The sequence below is a fragment of the Psychrobacter sp. H25 genome, from assembly GCF_059076335.1.
On sequence record NZ_JCACRV010000001.1, the window covers coordinates 3,080,900 to 3,103,817 of the forward strand.

Here is a 22,918-nt window from a genome sequence, read left to right on the forward strand (position 1 = left end):
GTTTTAAGTTCAGTTCTGAGAAGCTTTTTAATTATGGCGTACCTGCATGCCCTACTTCAACCTGTACAGCTAGCATACGTCCTTTGGTTTCTGCCTTACGAGAGGCCTCATCCCAGTCTGGTGCCGCGCACATAAATAGTGTCTTGCCATCTTGTCCGCCAAGTGCAACTGCAAAGATACCATCAGGTGCAGTATCGATAGTTTCTAAAATCTCACCACCCTCTGCTATACGTACAGCTCGCTGATTTAAAGTATCTGCGATCCACACGGCACCTTCTGCATCCAAGGCTAAACCATCCGGTAATATGCTGGCATTCTCTATACATAGACCAAGATTTGGCTCATCACCTAATTCTCCAAAATTAGCAAAGTCACGCTTTCCTCCAAGGCTACCATCTTCTTTGATATCAAATTGCGTGATTTTATTGCCAAACAGCTCGTTAACGATTAATGTTTTCTGATCCGCAGAGATAACCATGCCATTTGGAAATGCCAATCCTTCAGCGACAACCTGTGAGGTTCCATCAGGCTTGACCAATATAAGCCCTGTGTTTTCATGGTCAGCGCCACTCATCAAGTCAAAACCAAAGTTCCCTACATAAGCGTTGCCATTAGATGAAACAACCATGTCATTGGCATGACCACCGCAATGCTCCCAGATATCAGCGTGAACGACCAAGTTACCGTCATTTTCTAGTCGTAAGACTTTGCGGTCTTTCATCGATACAACCAGCAAACGCCCATCAGGCAACCATCCTAAACCGGAAGGTTGCTGTTCAACATGGATGATTTTCTCCGCTACTCCTTCGTCGTTAACTCGATAAACGCCTTGAGTATAGAAATCGACAAACCATAGCGCATTTTGATACCAGCGAGGCCCTTCTAAATAGTGAAAGCCATCAACGACAACTTCTAATTCATATTTCGACATAATCATCTTCCTTGATTGATAGACAAAATTATTTAAACAATATTTATTATCAGGCTATTTCTTCATATATTGCAGTGACTTCCTCTAAAGTCATATCTTTGGGATTGGTTGCGATTAGTCGTGCATAGGTATTGATAACTATGTCGGCTAGGGCAGGAATATCGTTCTTTGTAATATCCAATTCACTCAAACGGTATTTAAGACCACTGTTTTCCAAAAACATTTTTAGTTGACTAATAAATGAATTCGCTGCGTCTAAATCTGTCATTCCAGCTGTTTGAGTAGGCATGACAGCACGAGCAAGCTCTGCGTATAGAGGAGCAGCTTCTGATAAGTTAAATGTAAAAACACCGCACATGACGAGTGCATTAGCATGTCCATGTGGAATGTGGAAGTTAATACTAAGGGGATAGGAGAGTCCATGAACGGCGGCTACAGAGGCATTGACGAAGGCTATGCCTGCCAGTGTGGAACCTAACAGCATATCGGCACGAGCATCAATATTGTCACCTTGGTTTAATACTTTTCCAAAATTACTCCAAAGCATCTGTAAGCCTTTTAGTGCTAGCGCATCTGAAATAGGATTCTTTTTAGTGCGACTCGTGTAGGCTTCAATACAATGCACCATGGCATCAAGCGCGGTTGCTGCAGTGATATGACGAGGTAGTTTTAGTGTTAATGTTGCATCTAAAATGGCGACGTCAGGTAGGATTTTAGGAGTATAAATAGCCTTTTTACTGCCATCCTTTGCGGTAATCACGGAGACAAAAGTAGACTCTGCGCCCGTACCAGCAGTGGTCGGTATCGCAAACAGTGGTAGTTTTTTGAAACCGCTAATATCTTTATCCAAAATATCGTTAACGGACTGAAAGTCGTTTGGATATAAGGCGACAATCTTTGCTGTATCAATAGAGCTTCCACCACCTAAGCCAATGATCAAGTCACATTGATTGTCTCTTGCACGCTCAATAGCGCTTTCAACAATTTCAATGGGCGGGTCTGCAACGACACTATCGAACACAACGACATTAATACCGGCTTCCTGTAAGGATTGCTGGGCGATATCGACATAGCCTAGTTCGGAGATACCAGCATCTGTAATAATGATGGCTGATGTTGCAGAATATTGTTTCGCTAAGACCCCTAGCTTTTGGCGCATGCTGTCAGCTTCGCTGACAATATGACCGTTAGTATAAAATTCAATCCCTGTCATTCTGTTCTTCCTTGTATATATATACTCACTTGTTGAGATCAAACGATGCAAAAGTAAGAGTGCTTTTATATCGATTAGACTCTTATAAGGCGTCAATGCTTTTCAAGAGTATTAGGTAACTACTTATCTTATTAACATTTTTACTTTCAATACATTTTTACAAAATCATTGCGGACAGTGAGCTGCAAAAAAAACGTATTAAAAAATTCTAGGTACCAGAAAAGCAAGCAATATCTGAATTTCTTAGCATGCTTAACTAGCCGATGTTTGTAAGGTGTTACATTATCACAAACGTTAGAGAATAGTCATTAAATGATTTGACAGATATCATTTTAGTTGCTAATTTCAGATGAATGTTTAGGCGTACGTTAAGTATATATTGACCTAGTTATCTATAACTACTGCTAATGGCGTATTTAACTTACCTGTCAAATATTATACAAACATAAATTAAATTAATGAACTTATGACTACTATCAAAAGGAATTGATAATGAAATTAGCACCCATTTTTTCGATAAGTGTGCTAGCCGCGATGAGCCTTTTAGGTTGTTCAAACCAATCCAGTAATGGTACGACTTCCTCAGAAGAAGCCACTGTTTTACGTTTCTCACATTTCTATCCTGCAACATCTGATATTAATAAAGAGATTTTTGAACCTTGGGCAAAGAAAGTCGAAGCTGATTCGGGCGGGCGTCTTAAAGTTGAGGTATATCCTTCGGCCACTATCAGTAAAGCGGATACAGCTTATGAGTCTGCTGTAAAAGGAACCATTGATATTGGCTCACAAGTACAAGGTTATACAAGTGGTCGATTCCCACTATCTCAGATTGCAGAGCTTCCAGGGTTATCTAACTCATCAACACAAACAGGCTGTATGCTACAAACCTTATATGACAATGGTACGATTGCTAACGAGTATGAAGATTCACACTTGCTCTTTATGTTTGCCACAGGACCTGGAACCTTGCACAGTACTAACAAATTAATCAGAACTCCTGAGGATATGAGAGGTATGCGTATTCGTAGGCCCTCAGCAGTTGCAGGTGACATCATCGAGAGTATGGGAGCTTCTCCCGTTGGGCTACCTGCCAATGATATATATACTTCTTTACAGCGTGGTGTCGTTGATGGATTAAGCTTTCCATGGGAAGCCATGGAGACTTTTAAACTAAATGAGTTGACGAAGTATCATACCAATATGCCATTTTATAGTTCTGCTTTAATGGTAACTATGAATAAAGATAAGTATGAAGGTCTGCCAGAGGACTTGAAACAAGTTATTGATGACAATTCAGGTATGGCGCTTAGCAAAAAAGTAGGGGCTATGTGGGATAAGACTTATTCAACGCAGTTACAAGCAGCTATCGATCAAGGAGACGAAGTTGTCGATATCTTAGACCCACTCAATGACCCAGACTGGAAAGGCCCACTTGAAAAAGGTACAAAGAAATATCTTGATGATGTAGAGTCTTTAGGACTAGATGCTTACGGGGTCTATGATAAGGCTAAAGAAGCTAGTGTGGTCTGTAAAGTGTAATCTTATAAAATTTTTAGCTAAAATATGGCTGAACTGACTAAACTGAAAAAGCCCCAACTTTAAGCTGAGGCTTTTTTGTTTTTCTGATTCTAACTATTTTAAGGTTTACCTACCTAAGACAAGCTGTCCACCAGAAAAACCGATACACCCCTCACAAAACCAAGAGTTCAATCTCTTTGCATGAGGTATATCTGCTGGGACATCTAATTGATAGGGACGACCACAGTACTCACAGTGTACGTCATCTAAATAAACCTGACATTTTGCAAGTGTAGTAAATAATGCATCAATCTCCGTGTTGTGGTCACAACAAAGCAGTTCTAAATGCGCTATATAATCACTGGGCGACACATAGGACCAATACTCATGACACAAACGCTTCGCTGTATCATCAAAAGCTGAATCAAAGACGAAGTTCATGCTCATAACATTCTCCTTAGTATCCATAGCCAGTTTGAGGTAGTAGCTCGTAAAGCTCACTCTGTAGCTGACTACACATATCATCAACGACATAGTCAGGATTGGCCTCTAAGCGCATTTGAACCCATATGCGCAGCGCCGTATGATTATCAAAGCAACTATCAATACTTAGGAACCTAGCCAAACCAGTACCTGACTGAATACAGAGCTCACAAATGAGGTAGTTAGCAATATTATCTGCGCCATTACTGACATAGCCACTAGGTTTAAACGTCGCATGCAATTTATCGTAATCAATCATTTTCATTGTGAGGCCCCTTATCGGTAGATACCTGAGCAATCTGACTGCGATTGACCAATGCTTCAAATGCACTACCATCCTGCCGAGTCATATTCGGTACGTAACGGCTATATGTGTTGAATAGCATCTTAGTTGTAGAGTGTCCCATTTGACTGGCAATCCACTCAGGACTTTCGCCAGCAGCCAACCATAGCGTTGCTGCGGTATGACGAGTCTGATAAGCATTACGCTTTTTGAGACCCAAAATCTTAAGAGTAGGGTGCCAAACACGTTTATTCACGTTGTTGTAGTCAAGTGGCTCACCCGTATGCGCGCAAAATACATAGTCAGATCGCTTATAAGTGATGGTCTGCTGTTCCTTCAGAGCATCGTAGACCCAAGGTGACATTTGAATCGCACGGTAAGACTCTTGAGTCTTAGGAGGAACAATTTTGCCTTTGACATAAGCTTGTTTGATCACAATCTCACGTCGGTCAAAGTCAATGTTCTCCCAAGTCAATCCATCAATTTCACTCGTACGCATACCTGTGAAAAAACGTACCAGATAATAATTGCGATAGTCTGCTCTTACACCATTAATAAACGTCCAGACCTCACTTAGTGTGAATGGTTGAATATCTGTTTTGGGTTGTTTGAGCGCATTGATATCGTAGTAAGGATTATCAAATTTATAGCGTTTAGCCGCTTCTTTTAGTATCATACCCAAAGGTACCATTATCGAATTGATGCGTGCCGCTGACAGATGTTTGTTAGCTTTTCCGTACGTTACTTTGGCGAGCGATGAACGGAAGGCTAATACATCTGTCTTTTTTATGAGATGAATGGGCTTAGTCCCAAACTTAGCAATCAAGTACATATCAATAATCTCCTTTATTTTGCGCTTATAGGTATCGCGCCATTCAATTTCTTTTTCAGAGAACCATAATTCTGCAAACTGTTCAAAAGAGGGCGTATCGGTACTAATGCATTCCTTGCGATCGTTTAACGCTACCATCTGTGCCGCTTTGTCACTTTTTGGAAAGTACTTAGCGTAATTGAACAGTCCTAAGATGATTTCTGCTTTCATTTTCTCAGCCACTTTCTCAAGCTTCTTGCGATTCGCTGGTGTGTCTGTTAGGTTTGTCGTCTCCCGACAGCGTATACCCATATAATAAAAATCGACAAATAGCATATTGCTCCCTTTGCGCCTTCTGATACTAGCCATCCTATTTCTCCTTATTGTAGTGCCATGGCATTGATGCTACCGGCGATACCAGTGCGCATATCTTTTTCAATCTCTTCCCAAATGTACAAAATCTTACGACCACCGAACGGGCGTATATAATGAATACCCTCGATAAGCACACTATCCTTTAGCTCATTACGGATAGTACGAGGGTTATATTTGATGAGCTCAGAAAGCTCTTGGGTAGTTAGGTAGGTATGTGACATAATAAATTCCTTGTAAGCCAATTAAATAACTAGGTTGTTTTATCGAGATAACAAATAATTCTATAAAAGTAATTTGTTGTTCGATAGAAGTACTTTACTAGCTACCGTTAGTCGATGCAAGTACTTTTTTAGTCTATTAAGGAATTATTAATGATTTTATGTAATCTACCAGTGCTACTAGCTGAACGACGTATGAAGGTGGCAGATCTAATAAGAATGACAGGAATTAGCAAGTCGACAGTGCACAAGATCTATAACGAACAGACTTCAAGAATAGATTTTGACACTATGGATAAAATTTGTGAGGCACTAGATATTGAAGTAGGTGATTTATTTACTTATGTACCTAACGAGTCGCTAGATAAAGAGAAGTAAATTAATCTTGAGAGCGCTTTAGATGATTCAGGGTAGAGGTCAAAAGTGCTACTCTGGAAGGAATGCTAAATAGAGAGCAGGCACAACTTAGGCACAATTTGGGCACACACGTTTTTTGATGACATTTGCTGAAAGTGAGAAAAGAGGAAATTTGCATCGACGTATAGTTTCCTTTTCCGCTACAGCCCATATTTCACGGACAAAAAAAAGCCCCAATCTTAAGATTGGGGCTTTTCGAATCTGGTAGGCGTAATCGGATTCGAACCAACGACCTCTACCATGTCAAGGTAGCGCTCTAACCAACTGAGCTATACGCCTATTTAGGTTGAGCATTTTAGCAAGTTTCTCAGACTTTGCAAGCCTTTTCTATCACTATCTGCAGTTATTATCAAAATATTAGAGATTTTACCTTTATAGGGTTCTATATGTTCAGCATAAGGAACAGATAACATCTTAGATAAGCAATACATCTATAACCATACCAATCTTGCAACGAAGATTTGAGGAAGGACAATACAGAGATGTTAATATAAACGCTAAATAGCATAGCTAAGCGCAACTAAACGTTTTTTAATATAAATCAAAAAATATAAGGCAACGATATGGGTTTATTAGTCGATGGTAAATGGCAGGACAAGTGGTACGACACAGAAGGTAGTGGTGGTCGATTTGAGCGTGAAGATTCTGGTTTTAGAAGCTGGGTAACGGTCGATGGCAGTGCAGGACCAACAGGGGTGGGCGGATTCAAGGCTGAGACTGATCGTTATCATTTGTATGTGTCGTTGGCATGTCCTTGGGCACACCGCACACTCATCTATCGTAAGCTCAAAGGTTTGGAGGATATCATTCCGATATCTGTGGTTCATCCATATATGGGTGAGAATGGTTGGACTTTTGCAGAGGGTAAAGGCGTGATTGCCGACCCAGTGATTAATGCAGACTATGCCTATGAGCTTTATACCAAAGCAAAGTCAGACTATACAGGCCGTGTCACTGTACCCATTTTATGGGACAAAAAAACAAATACGATCGTGAGTAATGAGTCATCAGAAATCATTCGGATGTTTAACTCTGCCTTTGATGACGTTGGTGCACTAGCAGGTGATTTTGTACCAGCAGAGCTATTGCAAGAAATTGATGATATCAATGCATTTGTCTACACTGCTATCAACAATGGAGTATACAAGGCTGGGTTTTCTACTACTCAAGAAGCTTATGAAGAGGCGGTGAATGAGCTGTTTTCAGCATTAGAGACACTTGAGACACGCCTTGCCCAGCAGCGCTATCTGATAGGTGACACCATTACCGAGGCTGATTGGCGACTGTTTACGACGTTGGTTCGTTTTGATGCCGTTTACGTTGGACATTTTAAATGCAACTTGCATCGTATCGTCGATTATCCAAACCTTTGGGGTTATCTACGTGAATTGTATCAGGTGCCCGGTATTGCTGAGACCGTCAACATGGAGCACATCAAGCAGCATTATTACACCAGTCATGCCAATATAAACCCTACGCGTATTATCCCTGCTGGGCCTGTTATTGATTTTACGGCAGCGCACAATCGTGAATCCTTATAAATACGTCTGACTCATAAAGGTGGTCAAAGGCTATCTGCTCTAGAATAGCACTGTTCTAGAAGAGTACCGTTCTAGAAGAGCACAAACGCAAAAAGCCCCAACTGTTATGAGGCAGCTGGGGCTTTTATGCTATCAAGAGCTGTTTAGCTCATACTACGCATTATTTAACTGACGGGCAGCTTCTAGCGCAAAGTACGTCAAGATACCATCTGCACCAGCACGGCGGAACCCAATCAAAGACTCTAAAATTACAGCATCACTGAGCCAGCCGTTCTGGATAGCGGCCATATGCATGGCATACTCACCCGATACTTGATAGGCAAAGGTCGGTACCCCAAAAGTGTCTTTAACTTCACGGATAAGGTCTAGATAAGGCTGTCCAGGTTTAATCATAACCATGTCAGCGCCTTCGTTGATATCCATAGCAACTTCATGCAATGCTTCAGCGCGATTACCAAAGTCCATCTGGTATTGTTTTTTGTGGCCACCTTTTAGATTACCAGCACTACCGACAGCATCACGGAATGGACCGTAGTAAGCAGACGCATATTTGGCTGAGTAGGCCATAATAGCGGTATTAAAAAACCCTTCAGCTTCAAACGTATCACGCATAGCCTTGATACGTCCATCCATCATGTCACTCGGAGAGATGATATCAGCGCCAGCGCGGGCATGTACGAGCGCTTGCTTGACCAATACCTCAATAGTGGCATCATTGATGACGTAGCCGCTATCATCAAGCAGGCCATCTTGGCCGTGTGAGGTATAAGGGTCTAATGCCACATCAGTCATGACGACCATTTCTGGTACAGCATCTTTGACTGCTTTTATCGTACGTGCAGTCAGGGCGTTTTCGTCATAAGCAGCTCTACCATCTGGTGTTTTCAAAGCGTTATCGATCACAGGGAAAAGATCGATGGTTGTCACACCCTCTGCTAACAATTCTTTGGCATAGTTAATTAGCAAATCAATTGATAAGCGTTCAACGCCCGGCATACTAGCGATGGTTTCGCGCTGGTTTTCACCTTCTAATACAAATACAGGGGCAATAAAGTGCTTAGGATGCAGCTCCACTTCACGAATCATTGAGCGTACATTATCGTTATAACGCAGACGACGTAAGCGAGTGGCAGGGTATTGACGGTTAAAGGTGTAGCTCATAATAGTTCCTTATGATTGTTCTAATAGTTATCATGTTACATGGTTAAAATAATATCACTATAAGCGGTATTTTATAGAATTGGCTTATCAAAATCTGTTCTTTATCAGTGGCTACAGATAAAAAGAGCTTGTATAAAGCGAGCCTACTATAACCAAAAGATGTCAGTAAAAGCAAAAAGCCCCACCACGTTAAGTCGGTAGGGCTGATGGTACTTATCGACTGTCGATATGATGATAGTGCTGCATCATCACATTATGAGTATGTCATTTAAGGCTCAACAATCTGTGTGACAGGAACTTGCTCCACGCTATTGTCGCTAAAGTGAGTCTCTTCTGTGATCACACCCACAGCGGCATCTTTCTTGCCATCATCATTAACATCGACGATAGCTGTAGGATTAAAGGTAGTGGTTTCTGTCGCTTGCGACTGCTTAATAGCGATAGCCTCTTGAGGAGAGGTTACGCGTGCTGAGCTGGCAGCTTGTATGGCATCCGCAGCTTTGGCTTTTGCAGTATTGCTAGGCAGTGACGCTATTTGAGCTAGATTGGTATATTGCGGTACAGGAATCACGGTTGGTACATCCAAGTTAGCACCGCCACCAAGTGCTTGGTACAACTCAACTTGACTAATGATTTTCTGTAGCTCTAAGTCTAATATACCTTGCTGAGTAGAAAACAATGAACGCTGTGCATCGAGTACATCTAGATAGTTATCAAGACCAGCTTTGAAACGGGCATCAGCAATCTGATAGGTTTGCTCAAAATTGTCTTGCAAGCGATACTGTGATTCGAGCTGTTCGCCAAGTGTGGCACGCGTGGCAAGTACATCTGATACTTCACGGAATGCGGTTTGAATAGAGTCTTCATAGCTTGCGAGAGTCTGATCACGCTCGATTTGCGCGACTTCATAATTTGCATCTAAAAGACCACCATCGAAGACAGGCACGCTGATATTAGGACCAAACGACCAACTAAAGCCATTATTGTCAAACAAATCCCCCAAGTTATCGCTACGAAGACCGACGCTACTGGCCAAACTGATGGTTGGGAAATAAGCTGCACGTGCTACCGCTATATTTGCACCAGCCGCTTTAAGGTTGTATTCCGCTTGCAGTACATCTGGACGATAGCGTAGCAAATCACTTGGCAGGCCTGCACTAAATATCTGCTGGCTGGTGATATTGCTAACGGCAGGCGTCGGGATAAGCTCGTTTGGAATCGTCCCGCCCACTAAGTACTGTAAAGCATTACGCGACTGCAAAATACTACTCTGCGCACGTAGGACAGCGAGCTTAGCATTTTCAAGTGAGGCGCTGGCCTGTAGTGAGGGAAGCTTAGGATCGATACCGGCTTCAAAACGCTTACTGGCGATAAACAATGACTGCTCACGACTTTGCACCGTTGCTTCTGCCAGTTGTAGCTGTGCCAAGCTGTAGCTCAAATTAGCATAGCTTTGAGCAATGTTACTGATTAGACTGATCTGGGTAGCATCTGTGGCAGCAGTGGTCGCCAAAAAGCTTTGTAACGCTTGATCTTTTAGGCTGGATATTCTGCCCCAAAAATCTAACTCGTAGCTGGCAAGTCCTAGTTGTACCGTATAGTCACTACCTGGTCTACTACTGATATTGTTTTGAGCGCCACGCGAGTAGCCACCACTTGCGTTAATCGCTGGTAAGTTATTGATATCGGTTATTTGATATTGCGCGCGCGCGCGTTCAATTGCTAGGCGCGCACTTTCAAAGTTCTTGTTGTTATCAAGACCTAGAGCGATTAAGCCTTTTAGACGCTCATCGCTATAAAAGTTCTGCCAGCGTTGACCTGCCACACTTGCTTGCTCAGGGGTGCTGATCGTTTCTTTATCGAACGCACCATAAGCTTGTTCTATAGGAAGGTTTGGCTCTGCCAAAACAGGACTCATATCAGCTTTTGGAATCGTATTACAAGCGGTCATACTTATTGCCAAGGCAGTAAGGCCGAGCAAGCGACTGCTATTTTTACGTAAGCGCGACAGAGTTGGCTGTGCCACGGTAGCAGAAGCTGCCACCGCCACTGAGTTAGTAGTAAACATGTTGTGAGCACTCATTATCTGTTGTCTCCAAGACTTGCAGGCTGGCCTGCAGGCTGATAGTTATCAGCAGGCATTGGGGTATGCGAGTCAGGCGTACCGTTGCCATCGTCTCTATCGTTTGGTTTGTTGTTCTCATATTTATGCGGAAATGCACTACGCACCCAGATATAGAACATCGGAATAAAGAAGATACCTAGTAGTGTCGCAGTTATCACACCACCGACAACACTAGTACCGATCGCATTCTGACTGCCCGAACCTGGACCGCTCGCCAAGAATAATGGCACAACACCGAGACCAAAGGCAAGCGAGGTCATAATAATCGGGCGCAGACGTTGACGTGCTGCTGTCATGACCGCTTCTCTTAGACTGTAGCCTTCCTCTTGGTGTTCTTTGGCAAATTCAATAATCAAAATAGCGTTCTTGGCGGATAGACCAACGACCGTGAGTAGACCCACCTGCAAGTAAATATCGTTGGCAAAACCGCGTAGCCATGTAAAGATTACGGCGCCTAAGACCCCAAGTGGTATGACCAATAGGACTGAGACAGGAATAGACCAGCTCTCATACAATGCCGCCAAGCATAAGAATACCACTAGGATTGAAAGCGCATACAGCATAGGTGCCTGTGCACCTGACTTCTGCTCTTCCAATGACATACCAGTCCACTCATAACTGATACCTTCAGGCAGCTGTTCTATCATTGCCTCCATCGAGCTCATTGCCTCACCAGTGCTGAGTCCTGGTGCTGCACTACCTTGGATGTTCATTGACGGTAGGCTGTTGTAGCGAGTCAGACGCGGTGAGCCTGATTGCCATTCACTATTAGAGAAGGCATCGAACGAAATCATATCGTTCATGTCGTTTCGTACATACCATTTGCCGATGTCATCAGGGTTGGTACGGCTGCTCGCTTCACCTTGGACATACACACGCTTAATACGACCACGGTCGATAAAATCGTTGACGTAGCTTGAGCCCCACGCAGTAGAGATAACACTGTTAATACTACTCAATGACAAGCCATAAGCTGCGGCCTGTTCTTGATTGATATTGACTTTTAATTGCGGTGAGTCTTCTTGACCATTAGGACGTACGCCTGAGACTTGGTCATTCTGCGCGGCCATACCTAAGAGCATATTACGGGCTTCAAGCAGCCCCTCATGTCCCAAGTTACTACTATCTTGGAGCATCAAGTCAAAACCACTGGCATTACCAAGCTCAGTGATGGCTGGTGGTACAATGGCAAATACTTGTGCTTCATTTAACTGAGTGAAGAAATATCCCATTGCTCGACCAGCAACTGCCTGTGCGGTGTTTTCATCGCCAGAGCGTTCCTCCCAATCTGACAAACGAACAAATGCCAGCCCCATGTTTTGACCTTGACCTGCAAAACTAAAGCCAGCAATGGTAAACACAGACTCGATATTATCAGTCTCTTGGGTATCATAATAGGTTCTGACTTTATCCAGTACGTCTTGCGTCTCATCTAACGTCGACCCAGCAGGGAGCTGAACCAAGGTAAACATAATACCTTGATCTTCTTCTGGTAAGAATGAGCCAGGAATACGTAAGAACACAACCGCCATGATACCGATAATGGCGGCATAGCCAATCATATAAAGCCATTTAAAACGTATGCTTTTACCGACGAACTTTTCGTAAGAACGGCTAAGTTTAAAGAAGCCGCGATTGAACCAACCAAAGAAACCTTTTTGCGTCTCAGTACTGCTTTTGTCGTGGCTCTTACCACGTTTGAGCAGTGTCACACATAGGGCAGGGGTGAATATCAATGCCACCATGGCAGAGAGCACCATGCTCGTAATCAGTGTGATAGAGAACTGACGATAGATCACACCAGTTGAACCGCCAAAGAAGGCCATCGGTACGAATACTGCGGACAAAATAAGCGCAATACCAATAACGATCTTACTGATTTCCCCCATCGATTGAGTGGTCGCGTCTTTGATAGAGATATGTGGATCTTCTTCTAGTATTCGCTCAACGTTCTCTACCACGACAATCGCATCATCGACCAGCAGACCGATGGAGAGAACCATAGCAAACATGGTCAAGACGTTGATACTAAAGCCTGCAATATACAACACTGCAAAGGTACCCAAGAGTACGACAGGTACGGCAAGGGTCGGGATAATCGTTGCACGCCAGTTCTGTAAAAAAATAAACATAACGATAAATACCAACACAATCGCTTCAATGAGGGTCATAACGACTTGTTCGATAGACAAGCGTACAAAGGGTGTGGTGTCATACGGAACGACTGAGGCTAGACCAATTGGGAAGTTTTGCTCCAGCTCAGTCATACGCGCGCTGACCGCTTCGCGAGTTTCTAATGCGTTGGCACCGCCAGCAAGTGAGATACCCAGACCTGCAGCTTCTTGTCCATTATATTGCGATAAAACACTATAGTTTTCGCTACCGATTTCGACATCAGCGACGTCACCCAAACGCACCTGAGCACCAGACGTGTCTGTTTTTAACAGAATGTTTTGGAACTCTTCAGGTGTTTGTAAATAGCTTTGAACGGTCACTGTCGCGTTAATAACTTGTTGATCTGCATCAGCGGGCGCTTGTCCTAACTGACCAGCAGATACCTGAGCGTTCTGCGCTTGTATCGCACTGACAACATCGGATGGCACCATGTTGTAGCTACGCAGGCGTGAAGGGTCAAGCCAAACACGCATCGCATAAGTAGAGCCGAAGACCTGAACCTCACCAACCCCTTCAACACGACTGATCGAGTCGAGGACATTGGAGTTAATATAATCGGCAATATCGCTACGATCCATGCTGCCGTCTTCAGAAATAAATGCCTGCACCATCATAAAGCTGCTAGACGATTTATTGACGTTGACGCCTTGTCGCTGTACCGATTCAGGTAGGGCGCTCATCGCAGCCTGCAGCTTATTCTGTACCTGTACCTGAGCGGTATCAGAATCAGTGCCGTTTTCAAACGTTAGCGTCACTGAGGCACTACCATTTGATGAGCTCGATGACGACATGTACATGAGGCCATCTAGGCCTTTCATACGTTGTTCGATAACCTGTACTACGGAGTTTTCAACAGTTTGCGCATTAGCACCCGGATAGCTTGCACTGACCGAAATCGTCGGTGGTGCAATACGTGGATACTGTTCAATCGGTAGGTTGAGAACCGATAACACCCCGATGAGCATGACCAAAATAGCCAGCACCCAAGCAAAGATAGGGCGATTAATAAAAAAACGTGACATAGTATATCCCTAAGTCTTCTTGTCTCTGAATGGAATTAGTTAGCAGCAGCTTCTGTTGATGTCTCACTACTAGAAGCGGCAGTGCTAGCTGGCTTTTTATCCATCGTTTTTGCCGCTTGCTGCGGCGTTTTGGCATTAGGCGCGTTTTGTGCAGATGGCGCAGGATTTGCGCTCTCTAAGGGCTTGGCAACCACTTCTTGCTCAGGTTTTACCTTAGCACCGCCAATCACAACCACTTTGTCACCTACTTGCAAGCCATCAGTGACAACCCATTGACCATCATAAGTACCATTGATAGTGACGGGACGTACTTGTATCTTGTTGTTTTCATCAACGATATACACCTGAGTCTCACTCTTAGGCGTACGTGTCACCGCGCTCTGAGGGACCAAAGTGGCATTGGTAATGACGCTCTGTGTTAGACGCGCTGTGACATACATACCGGGTAGCAAGATATTGTTGCTGTTCGGGAAAATCGCACGTAAAGTGACCGCGCCTGTTGATTCATCAACTTTGGCCTCAGACAATGCAAGCTTACCGCGTACTGGATAGACTGAGCCATCCTCTAGTACTAATTCAACCGAGTTCATACCTGCTTGAGCAGAGCCGTCTGCTATTTGCTGACGCAGCTTGAGTAGCTCAGAAGAAGACTGGCTGATGTCGACATAGATAGGATCTAAGCGCGAGATCGTAACCAGAGGATCCGCTTGACCGGCGCTCACTAGCGTACCAGCAGTCACGCTTGAGCGGTCAGTACGACCGGTAAGAGGCGCGCGTACGATAGTACGGTTCAAATCCAACGTACTTGCATCGAGACCAGCTTGGGCAGTTTGGATACCTGCTTTTGCGCTTTCGATACCCGCTTGGGTCTGTCCGACAGCCGCCGCCGCACTTTGTACAGCAGCTTGTGCAGTACGTACCGCTGTCTGTGCTTGCTCATACTGCTGCTGTGAGATGGCATTGATACTGACAAGACCTTGCAGGCGTTGTAGATCGTTTTGTGCTTGTGCCAATGACGCTTGGCGACTCACCAGTTCAGCTTTTGCATTAGCATTGTTTGCTACAGCAGTCTGATAGTTGGCCTGTGATTGTTGTACGGCTGCTTGACCACTGCTGACAGACGACGCATAGTTATCGGTGTTAATGCGATACAGTGGCTGACCTTTTTTGACATTGCTTCCTTCACGGAACAACACTTCATCAATGACCCCATTGACCTGTGGGCGAACATCGGCAGTTTGGTAGGCGGCAGTACGTCCAGAAAAAGTCTGTACCTGTGGAATGGTATCGAACGTAACGGTTTGAACGTTGACAACCGCAGGCGGCATTTGCTGTTGTGCCGCTTGTTCGCCAGCAGCGTCGTCGCTTTTGTCACAGCCGACCAGTACAGCTCCAGATAGTACAGATGCTATTACAAGCGCAAGAGTAGAGTGCTTCATCAATGTCCTCGGCAATATATATAAATAATGACAGTATAAAAATTAAACAATAAATGTTGGCGTATGAGATATAAAGTGTTTACTAATCCTGCAAGTCTATTCCATCGCTATCGACCCAGCCTTTGATGATACTTATTAATTGAAAACTCACTAGTAGGACATCTGATAGTGAGAAACATAAAGTAGGGTTTTGGCGGATTTGGCATCAAAAATGTAGACAGATTACAAAGTGGACTAGTAAATTTAATGGGTTATTATAAACTATTGGGGTAACCCCACAGTCAAGTGATTTATAAAAGAGGCAGAGGCGAAAAGTAGTAATATTACGTTTTATGAATAAAAAAAATGGCGCTATAGTAAGCGTCACATTAGCTAACAGCTAATAGTCTGATATACAACCCGACACCAAAACATAATGTAATTTTTTGTTATAATTGTAAAGCCATATGAGCACTAGGGTATTTAAGACCCCAAAAACCATGTTTGTACTCAAAATAGAAAATTTAGCAACCCTTAATTACCGCTCAGAAAACTGTCGTCAATATGCCTTTATCTAACATCATATCTTTATCTAACATCATTTAACCATCAAAACCCTTGTCATGATTATAGTACTGCAAGGAGTTATGAAACTTAAAGAAAGGTAACGATTTGGCTGATACCGTCGTTTTTGAGAGGGTAACTTTTGAGAGAGTCGTTTTGAATTATCGGCGTTACGTTAACCGACTGTTAAAGAAAGCGGCTAAAGCGTTAAGAGAAGAGTCGTCTTTATCAGCTGGCTGTTTTAACTGGCTGGTCTTTTTAGTTGGCTGAAAGTAAAGACGACTCAGATTTGATTATACTAGTCGTGCGCTAGCAAGCTCAGTCAATTGATACAGTCCTTGACGATACTGGTTGTCAGGTAACGTGCTAAGCGCTTGTTGGGCGAGTCTAGTCTCTTCTAAAGCACGCTGCTTACAATAATCTAATGAGCCTGATTGTCTTACTAACTCAATGAGCTGCTCGGCGTTTGGCGTCTTGCCAGTCTGTACAGCGATACGAAGCTGCTCGTAGCCTTCGGTATCACTGTCTTTTAGCAGCTCAAGTGCTTTGATAGTGGGTAGAGTAGGCTTGCCTTCTGCAAGGTCATCGCCCAAGTTTTTACCCATTACGTCACTGTCGCCACTATAGTCCAGCACATCATCAATAATTTGGAACGCATTACCAAAATGTTGTCCAAATGCGCCCAATGCGGTCATATATTCGGTTTTGTCTTGCAAAATAGCAGCGCCTTGGGTCGCCATCATAAACAGCCGTGAGGTTTTACCATCGATGATTCGTAAGTAATCCTCTTCTGTCGCCGCAGGGTTGTGCTGATGCTGTAGCTGTAATACCTCACCCTCGGCAATATCACAAGTCCCATCTGAAAATATCTGCAATAGGGGCAAGCTCTGAAAACCGACCAAAAGATTGAAAGCGCGTGCAATCAAATAATCACCGACCAACACCGCAGTGGCATTATCCCAAGTGGCATTTGCAGTTGGTTTGCCGCGGCGTTGTCCTGACTCATCGATCACGTCATCATGGACTAAAGTTGCCGTATGCAGCATCTCAGTAATGGCCGCTAAGTGCATGGCTTTTTCTGATGGGTTATCATCAAACATACGAGCACATAAAAGCGTAATCAACGGGCGCATACGCTTGCCGCCAGCATTGATCACGTGTTGCGAGACACTCATCACTAGCTGTACTTTTGAATTTAGACTACCGAATACCTGCTTATCCATCACCTCAAAATCATTGGCGACGATACGTTGGATATCAGCATAGCTAGGCGTTGCTTGAGCAGTGGGTAGGGTATTATCTGTAGAGGTAATAGTCATAATAAATAGTCATATTAATAAGAATAAAGAGAGTTTTTATAACCTTGATGTCGTCCATCCATGGGTAAGGTATCGTTTGGCTTATAATAGCATAGCTGTCTGCGAAAATTGTGGGTTAAAGTAGATGACAGAAGAGGTCGGCATTACGCTACAAACGCATTACTGTATATAAAGAGTAGCTTGTAATTGATAAAAGGTATCGCATACTTGGATCATACAGTGGTTCACTTATTAAATGATGCTGTAGTCACATAATGGCTTGATAAAGGACTGTAAGTAACTGATTGTATAAGTTATAATAGCTCCCGTTAGGCTCAAACCATCGATCGAAATGATGACTTCTAGAGTCTGATTAGAATGGTCATCTACGGCGTTCTAATCATTTATAGAACTTGTCGTCACATAAGCGATGGTGATTTAGTGTAATCACCTTACAAAAACAAGAGGCGCGGCTTGCTTTTATGAGCAAAAAGCCGTAGAATCTTGCCTTTAATTTTTCCCTGTCGTGTTCGTCGTAAAAGCGTTGGTATAACATCAGCCACGGCACACGGGTTAAACGGAGTCATACAATGTACGCAGTAATTAAAACTGGTGGTAAACAGCACCGTGTAGTCGTCGATGAATTGCTTAAAGTTGAATTGCTAAAAGCAGAAAAAGGCGAAACAATCAAATTTGAAGACGTGTTGATGGTTGTTGACGGCGATAACGTCAAAATCGGTCAGCCTGTTGTTGATGGCGCTAGCGTAGAAGTTGAAGTTGTTGAGCATGGTCGCGGCGAAAAAATCCGTATCATCAAGCACAACCGCCGTAAGCATTACCACAAAGAGCAAGGTCACCGCCAATGGTATACCTTGTTAAAAATCAAAGCCATTAATGCCTAATTACCCATTTAGCAAACATTGCTAAATAGCGCACTAAATGCTTAAGAGTTGTCGCATAAGCGATAAGTCACATTAACAAGGAGATTTTCTCATGGCACATAAAAAAGCTGCCGGTTCGAGCCGTAACGGTCGTGATTCAAACCCAAAAATGCTAGGCGTAAAAATCTTTGGTGGCCAAGCTATCGTAGCTGGTAACATCATCGTTCGTCAACGTGGTACAGAATTCCACGCAGGCGAAGGCGTTGGCATGGGTCGTGATCATACTTTATTTGCACTAAATGACGGTGTTGTAAAGTTTGAGACCAAAGGTAAATTTAACCGTCGTTATGTTACGGTTGAAAACGCATAATTATCTATGTAGGTCGTTTTGTTCTTTGGATAGAATGATCAGATAATTAAAAAATCCCCTACTGCCTGATGGTAATAGGGGATTTTTGCGTTTATAGAGTCCTATCAACCGATACAAAAACGATATACTCAAGAATTAAGTCTTCACGAACTATCTACCATCAAACCGTCCCGATTCATCAAACAGTTCCAATGGTCTAAAATTCTATCCCAACTATTTTTTCAAAATAAGACTCATAGCTAATGACGATAAAGACATATTTCACTGTGTAACTGTATTGGTTACAAGCGTGTATGGCAGGCGTAGTAATGATTGCAAATCATGACTAGGCGCATAATAAAAAAACTGGCACACTGTTGCCATTGCTGATTGATACCGGTTCGATACTGGCAAACATAAGCATTTTTAGAAGATAAAAATTTTAATAAACTGTTTTATTTTAAGTAAATATTTTTAAAGCGACTATTTTTAAAGCAACTGTGCTTTTTTAGAGAGGATTTATGATGACTGTATCTACGAAACAAACGACCAAACAAAAAGTAATGAGTGGGGCTTTGGCAGGGGTATTGATGACCTCACTTGGTATCGCCGCCCCTATGATGGCATTGACTCAGTCTGCTACAGCGGCACCTGCTGACAATATGACGGCAGCCAAACGCTTGAACAAGTTGTTGACCAATACCAAGAGTATGACTGCGAATTTTAGCCAAACAACGAAAGGGGCTAGCAGCGGTACTTTCACAGGCTCTATGAGCGTCCAGCGTCCCAATAACTTCCGCTGGGAGACCAAGTCACCATCAGAGCAGCTGATCGTGGCCAACGGTAACTCTATGTGGATCTATGATAAAGATTTAGAACAAGCGACTAAGCAAAACGTCGACAGCCAAGTAGGTAATACGCCAGCGTTGTTATTATCAGGTGATCCAAGCAAGATTGATCAGAACTTCAAGATTACTCAGCCATACAGCAATAAAAACTACTATGTGCTGTATCCAAAATCAGACAGCGCTAGCTTTAAGAGCCTATCAATGAGCTTTAGCGGTGGTAAACCTGTCATGATGGTATTAAACGATACCCTAGGTCAAACGACTTCTATTAAGTTCAGTGGTATCAAAATGAACCCTAGCATCGGTAGCAGCCAGTTTAAATTCAACCCACCAAAAGGCGTTGATGTCATTAATCAGTAAAGACTAATCACCAAATACTAATAGGTGAGTGGCTCAATAGGTTTTACCTCAGTATAAGTAAGATTAAACATCTAATAAACAGGACAGATTCTACGGGGTCTGTCCTTTTTTATGAGAGTAGTTTGAGTTGTCTAATAGAAAAATTAAGACATCGCTCGTATGGTATCTATATCTGGCATCGGTGGTAGCTCATCTAGATGACTCAGCCCAAACGCATCTAAGAATTGCGCAGTAGTATGAAGCAGTGCTGGACGTCCCAAAGTATCTTTATAGCCTTTCTCTAAGATCCATCCTTTATCAAATAGCTGCCGCAGTATATTACTTGATAGCGTCACACCGCGTACTTGCTCGATATCATTGCGCGTTACAGGTTGCTTATAAGCAATGACGCTCAATGTCTCAAGTAGTGCTTGGCTTAGGCGTTCTTGACGCTGCGGAAAGACGCGCTGAATCAAACGACTGTAATCATCACCTATCTGTAAGCGATAGCCACTAGCTGTTTCGTGTAGTTTGAGCACACCTGTGTCTAGACGTTGTTGCAATACGTCTAGGGTTTGTTTTAGCTCTTTCGTGGATAACGACAAATGCTTCTTTAGCGCATGAGCTGTTAGCGGCGCTTCTGAAGCATGCAATAGTACCTCGATGTGTTTACTCGTTTCCTCAAGATGAGCACGATTTGCTTCAGTAGAAGCAGCAGTGCTTGTAAGTTCTGTTTTATCATGTGGCTTTGATTCGTCAATATCTACCATCTAAAATGCGCTCTTATTTCAATTTTTTGATAAACAATGTTCGTAAATAGCTTTAACGCGTATTAGGCTAGCCACTGCAATGTCAGTGTTGTGGACTCATCTGTATACCGCTGACCAGCAGTATGGGTAGCAGATGCTATCACCTCATCATCTAACTCAGAGCTAATCACACCGACCAGCTGCCGTTTTATCAGCTCAAGCACTGCGACAAAGCTGACGACAACACCTATCTTGCCCTGTGATTTGTCTAATAGCTCATAAAAGGAGCGCGCACCATCAGTGCTCAGTTGCCTGCTGATACTGGCAATACGGTCAGAGAGTGGTACGGCGTCAACCTTAATAGTATGCATGTGATAGTCTGGCTGCAGCTGCATCTTAAATAAGCTCTCAATCAATAATGTTGGTGAGTAGCTGGGTAATTCAGCGTTCATAACCTCTTGACCAGGCATGCTGACCATCGCTAAAAACACATCGCGCTCTAAACGTACCAGACCATCTAAGCGCTGACTGGCTACTTTAATTTGCGCATATTCCTCAAGACGCTCAATCAGTTCGGCTTTTGGGTCGCGTTCATCAGTAGGCGTATCAGGCGTCGGTAGGAGCAATTCTGTCTTTATGGCAATAAGCGTGGAGGCCATCAAGAGATAATCACCTGCCAATTCAAAGTGCTCAGTATCCAACTCACTGATATACGCAAGGTACTGCTCAGTGATTGGTAATATTGGCATTTGGGTCAAATCGACATTGTTCTTTTTGACCAAATACAATAAGAAATCTAAAGGGCCCGCAAACTGCTCCAACCAAATCGCAAACGCTTGTGGCGGGACATAAAGATCGTCTGGTAGATGCTGTACTGGTGTCTGATAAATACGCAAAGCAGTATCATGACTGACTGATTCAGCATAGTCACTTTGACTATACATAGACTGGGACATTCTATTGGTAGATATTTTATCCACTGGTGGGAACAAAGCGGCTTTTGATAAAGCCGCTTGTTTGGTGTTTGGCTTAGTCTGCACGTTTGGTATCCGCTCTAGTAGTGATAAATGGCGACAATCAAACGACTACTTGAGTTTGGCAAGAGGGCGGATACCAATAGCGCGACGAGTCTTGTCTAATTGCTTACGGCTATGACGACGGGCTTTATTTGCACCCATCTGCAAGATTTCTTCTAGCTCTTTTGGATTGGCCATGAGCTCTTCGTAACGCGCGCGGAAAGGCGCAATCTCATCATTGATCTTATCAAATAGCGCTTGCTTGGCATCGCCCCAGCCAATACCGGCTGCATATTGTGCACGCATGTCAGCAATTTCTTCAGGAGTAGAAAATGCTTTATAAATCTCAAACAGAGCAGAGTCATCAGGGTCTTTTGGCTCATCAGGTAGTTGTGAGTTGGTCACGATTTTCATGATGGCTTTGTGCATTTGTTTCTCTGAGCTGACCTGCGGGTTTGACTCACCAAACAAGGGGATAGTGTTGTTGTAACTTTTACTCATCTTACGACCATCCAAGCCAGTGAGTAGTGGTATATCATTGTCTACAACCGCTGTCGGTAGCGTAAAGAGTGTTTTGTATCGATGGTTGAACGTACCTGCGATATCGCGTGCCATCTCGATATGTTGAACCTGGTCACGGCCAACAGGTACATGGGTCGCATTGAACATCAAGATATCAGCTGCCATTAGTACAGGATAACCAAACAGCCCCATCGTGACTCCCTGATCAGGATCGACATCGGCTTTTTCTGTATTGATATCCACTGCTGCCTTATAGGCATGGGCACGGTTCATGAGACCCTTAGCACATGAGCAGTTCAAAACCCAAGCGAGCTCTGGAATTTCAGGCACATCTGACTGACGATAGAACGTCACACGCTCAGGATCGAGACCACAAGCAATCCAAGTGGCCGCAATCGCTCTCGTCGATTCATGGATGATAGCAGGGTCGTAGCAACCAATAATACCGTGATAGTCTGCCAAAAAGAAAAACGCTTCGTGATCACTATTTTGGATGGATTCAATTGCGGGACGAATCGCACCAACGTAATTGCCTAAATGTGGAATGCCAGTCGGTTTAATCCCAGTTAGGATGCGTTTTTTTTCAGTTGAATGGTCAGAAGCTTGGCTGCCAGAGGTGCTGTTATTACTCATGAAAAATCCATTATTTTGTTTATCAAGT

At 43.4% G+C, this 22,918-nt stretch carries 20 protein-coding genes and 1 tRNA gene; 6 read left to right on the forward strand and 15 right to left on the reverse strand.

Translation table 11 applies throughout. The features are described 5' to 3' along the window. Positions 1-31 precede the first annotated feature (31 nt). Positions 32-931 (reverse strand): SMP-30/gluconolactonase/LRE family protein, encoded by a 900-nt coding sequence (locus AC5JPO_RS12585; RefSeq protein ID WP_443527285.1) that lies wholly within the window; start codon positions 929-931, stop codon positions 32-34. A gap of 49 nt (positions 932-980) precedes the next feature. Beyond that, complete coding sequence (locus AC5JPO_RS12590) at positions 981-2,144, reverse strand: iron-containing alcohol dehydrogenase (RefSeq protein ID WP_443527286.1); 1,164 nt, start codon at positions 2,142-2,144, stop codon at positions 981-983. 492 nt (positions 2,145-2,636) lie between these two features. On the opposite strand from AC5JPO_RS12590, the gene AC5JPO_RS12595 reads away from it, so the two are divergent. Further along, complete coding sequence (locus AC5JPO_RS12595; RefSeq protein ID WP_443527287.1) at positions 2,637-3,683, forward strand: TRAP transporter substrate-binding protein; 1,047 nt, start codon at positions 2,637-2,639, stop codon at positions 3,681-3,683. A gap of 105 nt (positions 3,684-3,788) precedes the next feature. On the opposite strand, the gene AC5JPO_RS12600 is transcribed toward AC5JPO_RS12595, so the two are convergent. The 4 genes from AC5JPO_RS12600 to AC5JPO_RS12615 are packed head-to-tail and all read right to left on the reverse strand — an operon-like array spanning position 3,789 to position 5,835. Next, entirely contained in the window at positions 3,789-4,109 is a 321-nt protein-coding gene (locus tag AC5JPO_RS12600; RefSeq protein ID WP_443527288.1) for a hypothetical protein, read from the reverse strand. A 10-nt stretch (positions 4,110-4,119) separates the two neighbouring features. Next, positions 4,120-4,410: a hypothetical protein gene (locus AC5JPO_RS12605; protein WP_443527289.1), complete on the reverse strand. Its 291-nt coding sequence runs from the start codon at positions 4,408-4,410 to the stop codon at positions 4,120-4,122. Beyond that, a complete protein-coding gene (locus AC5JPO_RS12610; RefSeq protein WP_443527290.1) occupies positions 4,397-5,608 on the reverse strand; it encodes an Arm DNA-binding domain-containing protein in 1,212 nt (403 codons plus the stop codon). The genes AC5JPO_RS12605 and AC5JPO_RS12610 overlap by 14 nt, the downstream gene beginning before the upstream one ends. Positions 5,609-5,619: 11 nt before the next feature. After that, positions 5,620-5,835, reverse strand: a complete 216-nt coding sequence (locus AC5JPO_RS12615) for a hypothetical protein (protein ID WP_045447035.1) — start codon at positions 5,833-5,835, stop codon at positions 5,620-5,622. A gap of 150 nt (positions 5,836-5,985) precedes the next feature. Here AC5JPO_RS12615 and AC5JPO_RS12620 point away from each other — a divergent pair, with 150 nt between their 5' ends. Next, positions 5,986-6,210: a helix-turn-helix domain-containing protein gene (locus AC5JPO_RS12620; RefSeq protein ID WP_095570171.1), complete on the forward strand. Its 225-nt coding sequence runs from the start codon at positions 5,986-5,988 to the stop codon at positions 6,208-6,210. Positions 6,211-6,451: 241 nt separating this feature from the next. Here the strand turns inward: AC5JPO_RS12620 and AC5JPO_RS12625 are convergent. Continuing rightward, positions 6,452-6,528, reverse strand: a tRNA-Val gene (locus tag AC5JPO_RS12625). A gap of 284 nt (positions 6,529-6,812) precedes the next feature. On the opposite strand from AC5JPO_RS12625, the gene AC5JPO_RS12630 reads away from it, so the two are divergent. Then, positions 6,813-7,790: a glutathione S-transferase family protein gene (locus tag AC5JPO_RS12630; RefSeq protein WP_443526081.1), complete on the forward strand. Its 978-nt coding sequence runs from the start codon at positions 6,813-6,815 to the stop codon at positions 7,788-7,790. Positions 7,791-7,943: 153 nt separating this feature from the next. Here the strand turns inward: AC5JPO_RS12630 and hemB are convergent, their stop codons facing one another. The 5 genes from hemB to AC5JPO_RS12655 all read right to left on the reverse strand — a co-directional run bounded on the left by hemB (position 7,944) and on the right by AC5JPO_RS12655 (position 17,574). Beyond that, positions 7,944-8,951 carry a porphobilinogen synthase gene (gene hemB, locus AC5JPO_RS12635; protein ID WP_319050658.1) on the reverse strand — a complete coding sequence of 336 codons (1,008 nt, stop codon included), beginning with the start codon at positions 8,949-8,951 and terminating at the stop codon, positions 7,944-7,946. A 268-nt stretch (positions 8,952-9,219) separates the two neighbouring features. Next, positions 9,220-11,034: an efflux transporter outer membrane subunit gene (locus AC5JPO_RS12640; RefSeq protein ID WP_443526083.1), complete on the reverse strand. Its 1,815-nt coding sequence runs from the start codon at positions 11,032-11,034 to the stop codon at positions 9,220-9,222. Beyond that, positions 11,034-14,273 carry an efflux RND transporter permease subunit gene (locus AC5JPO_RS12645; RefSeq protein WP_319050656.1) on the reverse strand — a complete coding sequence of 1,080 codons (3,240 nt, stop codon included), beginning with the start codon at positions 14,271-14,273 and terminating at the stop codon, positions 11,034-11,036. Before AC5JPO_RS12645 ends, AC5JPO_RS12640 begins: the two co-directional genes overlap by 1 nt. A 35-nt stretch (positions 14,274-14,308) precedes the next feature. Continuing rightward, positions 14,309-15,712, reverse strand: a complete 1,404-nt coding sequence (locus AC5JPO_RS12650) for an efflux RND transporter periplasmic adaptor subunit (RefSeq protein ID WP_319050655.1) — start codon at positions 15,710-15,712, stop codon at positions 14,309-14,311. 836 nt (positions 15,713-16,548) lie between these two features. Next, on the reverse strand, positions 16,549-17,574 hold the full coding sequence (locus AC5JPO_RS12655) for a polyprenyl synthetase family protein (RefSeq protein ID WP_319050654.1): 1,026 nt from the start codon (positions 17,572-17,574) through the stop codon (positions 16,549-16,551). A gap of 569 nt (positions 17,575-18,143) precedes the next feature. On the opposite strand from AC5JPO_RS12655, the gene rplU reads away from it, so the two are divergent. The 3 genes from rplU (at position 18,144) to lolA (ending at position 19,991) form a co-directional block, all read left to right on the forward strand. Next, the gene (rplU, locus tag AC5JPO_RS12660; RefSeq protein ID WP_057761012.1) at positions 18,144-18,455 is read left to right on the forward strand and encodes a 50S ribosomal protein L21; all 312 of its coding nucleotides are present in this window, start codon (positions 18,144-18,146) and stop codon (positions 18,453-18,455) included. Positions 18,456-18,546: 91 nt separating this feature from the next. Next, a complete protein-coding gene (gene rpmA / locus AC5JPO_RS12665) occupies positions 18,547-18,804 on the forward strand; it encodes a 50S ribosomal protein L27 (RefSeq protein WP_319050653.1) in 258 nt (85 codons plus the stop codon). Positions 18,805-19,346: 542 nt separating this feature from the next. Beyond that, entirely contained in the window at positions 19,347-19,991 is a 645-nt protein-coding gene (lolA, locus tag AC5JPO_RS12670) for an outer membrane lipoprotein periplasmic chaperone LolA (protein WP_493844410.1), read from the forward strand. Between the two features lie 143 nt (positions 19,992-20,134). Here the strand turns inward: lolA and scpB are convergent, their stop codons facing one another. From scpB to trpS, 3 genes are all read right to left on the reverse strand, one after another. Further along, positions 20,135-20,740, reverse strand: a complete 606-nt coding sequence (gene scpB / locus AC5JPO_RS12675; RefSeq protein WP_443526087.1) for an SMC-Scp complex subunit ScpB — start codon at positions 20,738-20,740, stop codon at positions 20,135-20,137. A 62-nt stretch (positions 20,741-20,802) separates the two neighbouring features. Further along, the gene (locus AC5JPO_RS12680; RefSeq protein WP_443526396.1) at positions 20,803-21,663 is read right to left on the reverse strand and encodes a segregation and condensation protein A; all 861 of its coding nucleotides are present in this window, start codon (positions 21,661-21,663) and stop codon (positions 20,803-20,805) included. A 141-nt stretch (positions 21,664-21,804) separates the two neighbouring features. Continuing rightward, positions 21,805-22,890, reverse strand: coding sequence for a tryptophan--tRNA ligase (gene trpS, locus AC5JPO_RS12685; RefSeq protein WP_443526089.1), 1,086 nt, complete (start codon positions 22,888-22,890; stop codon positions 21,805-21,807). Positions 22,891-22,918: the final 28 nt, after the last annotated feature.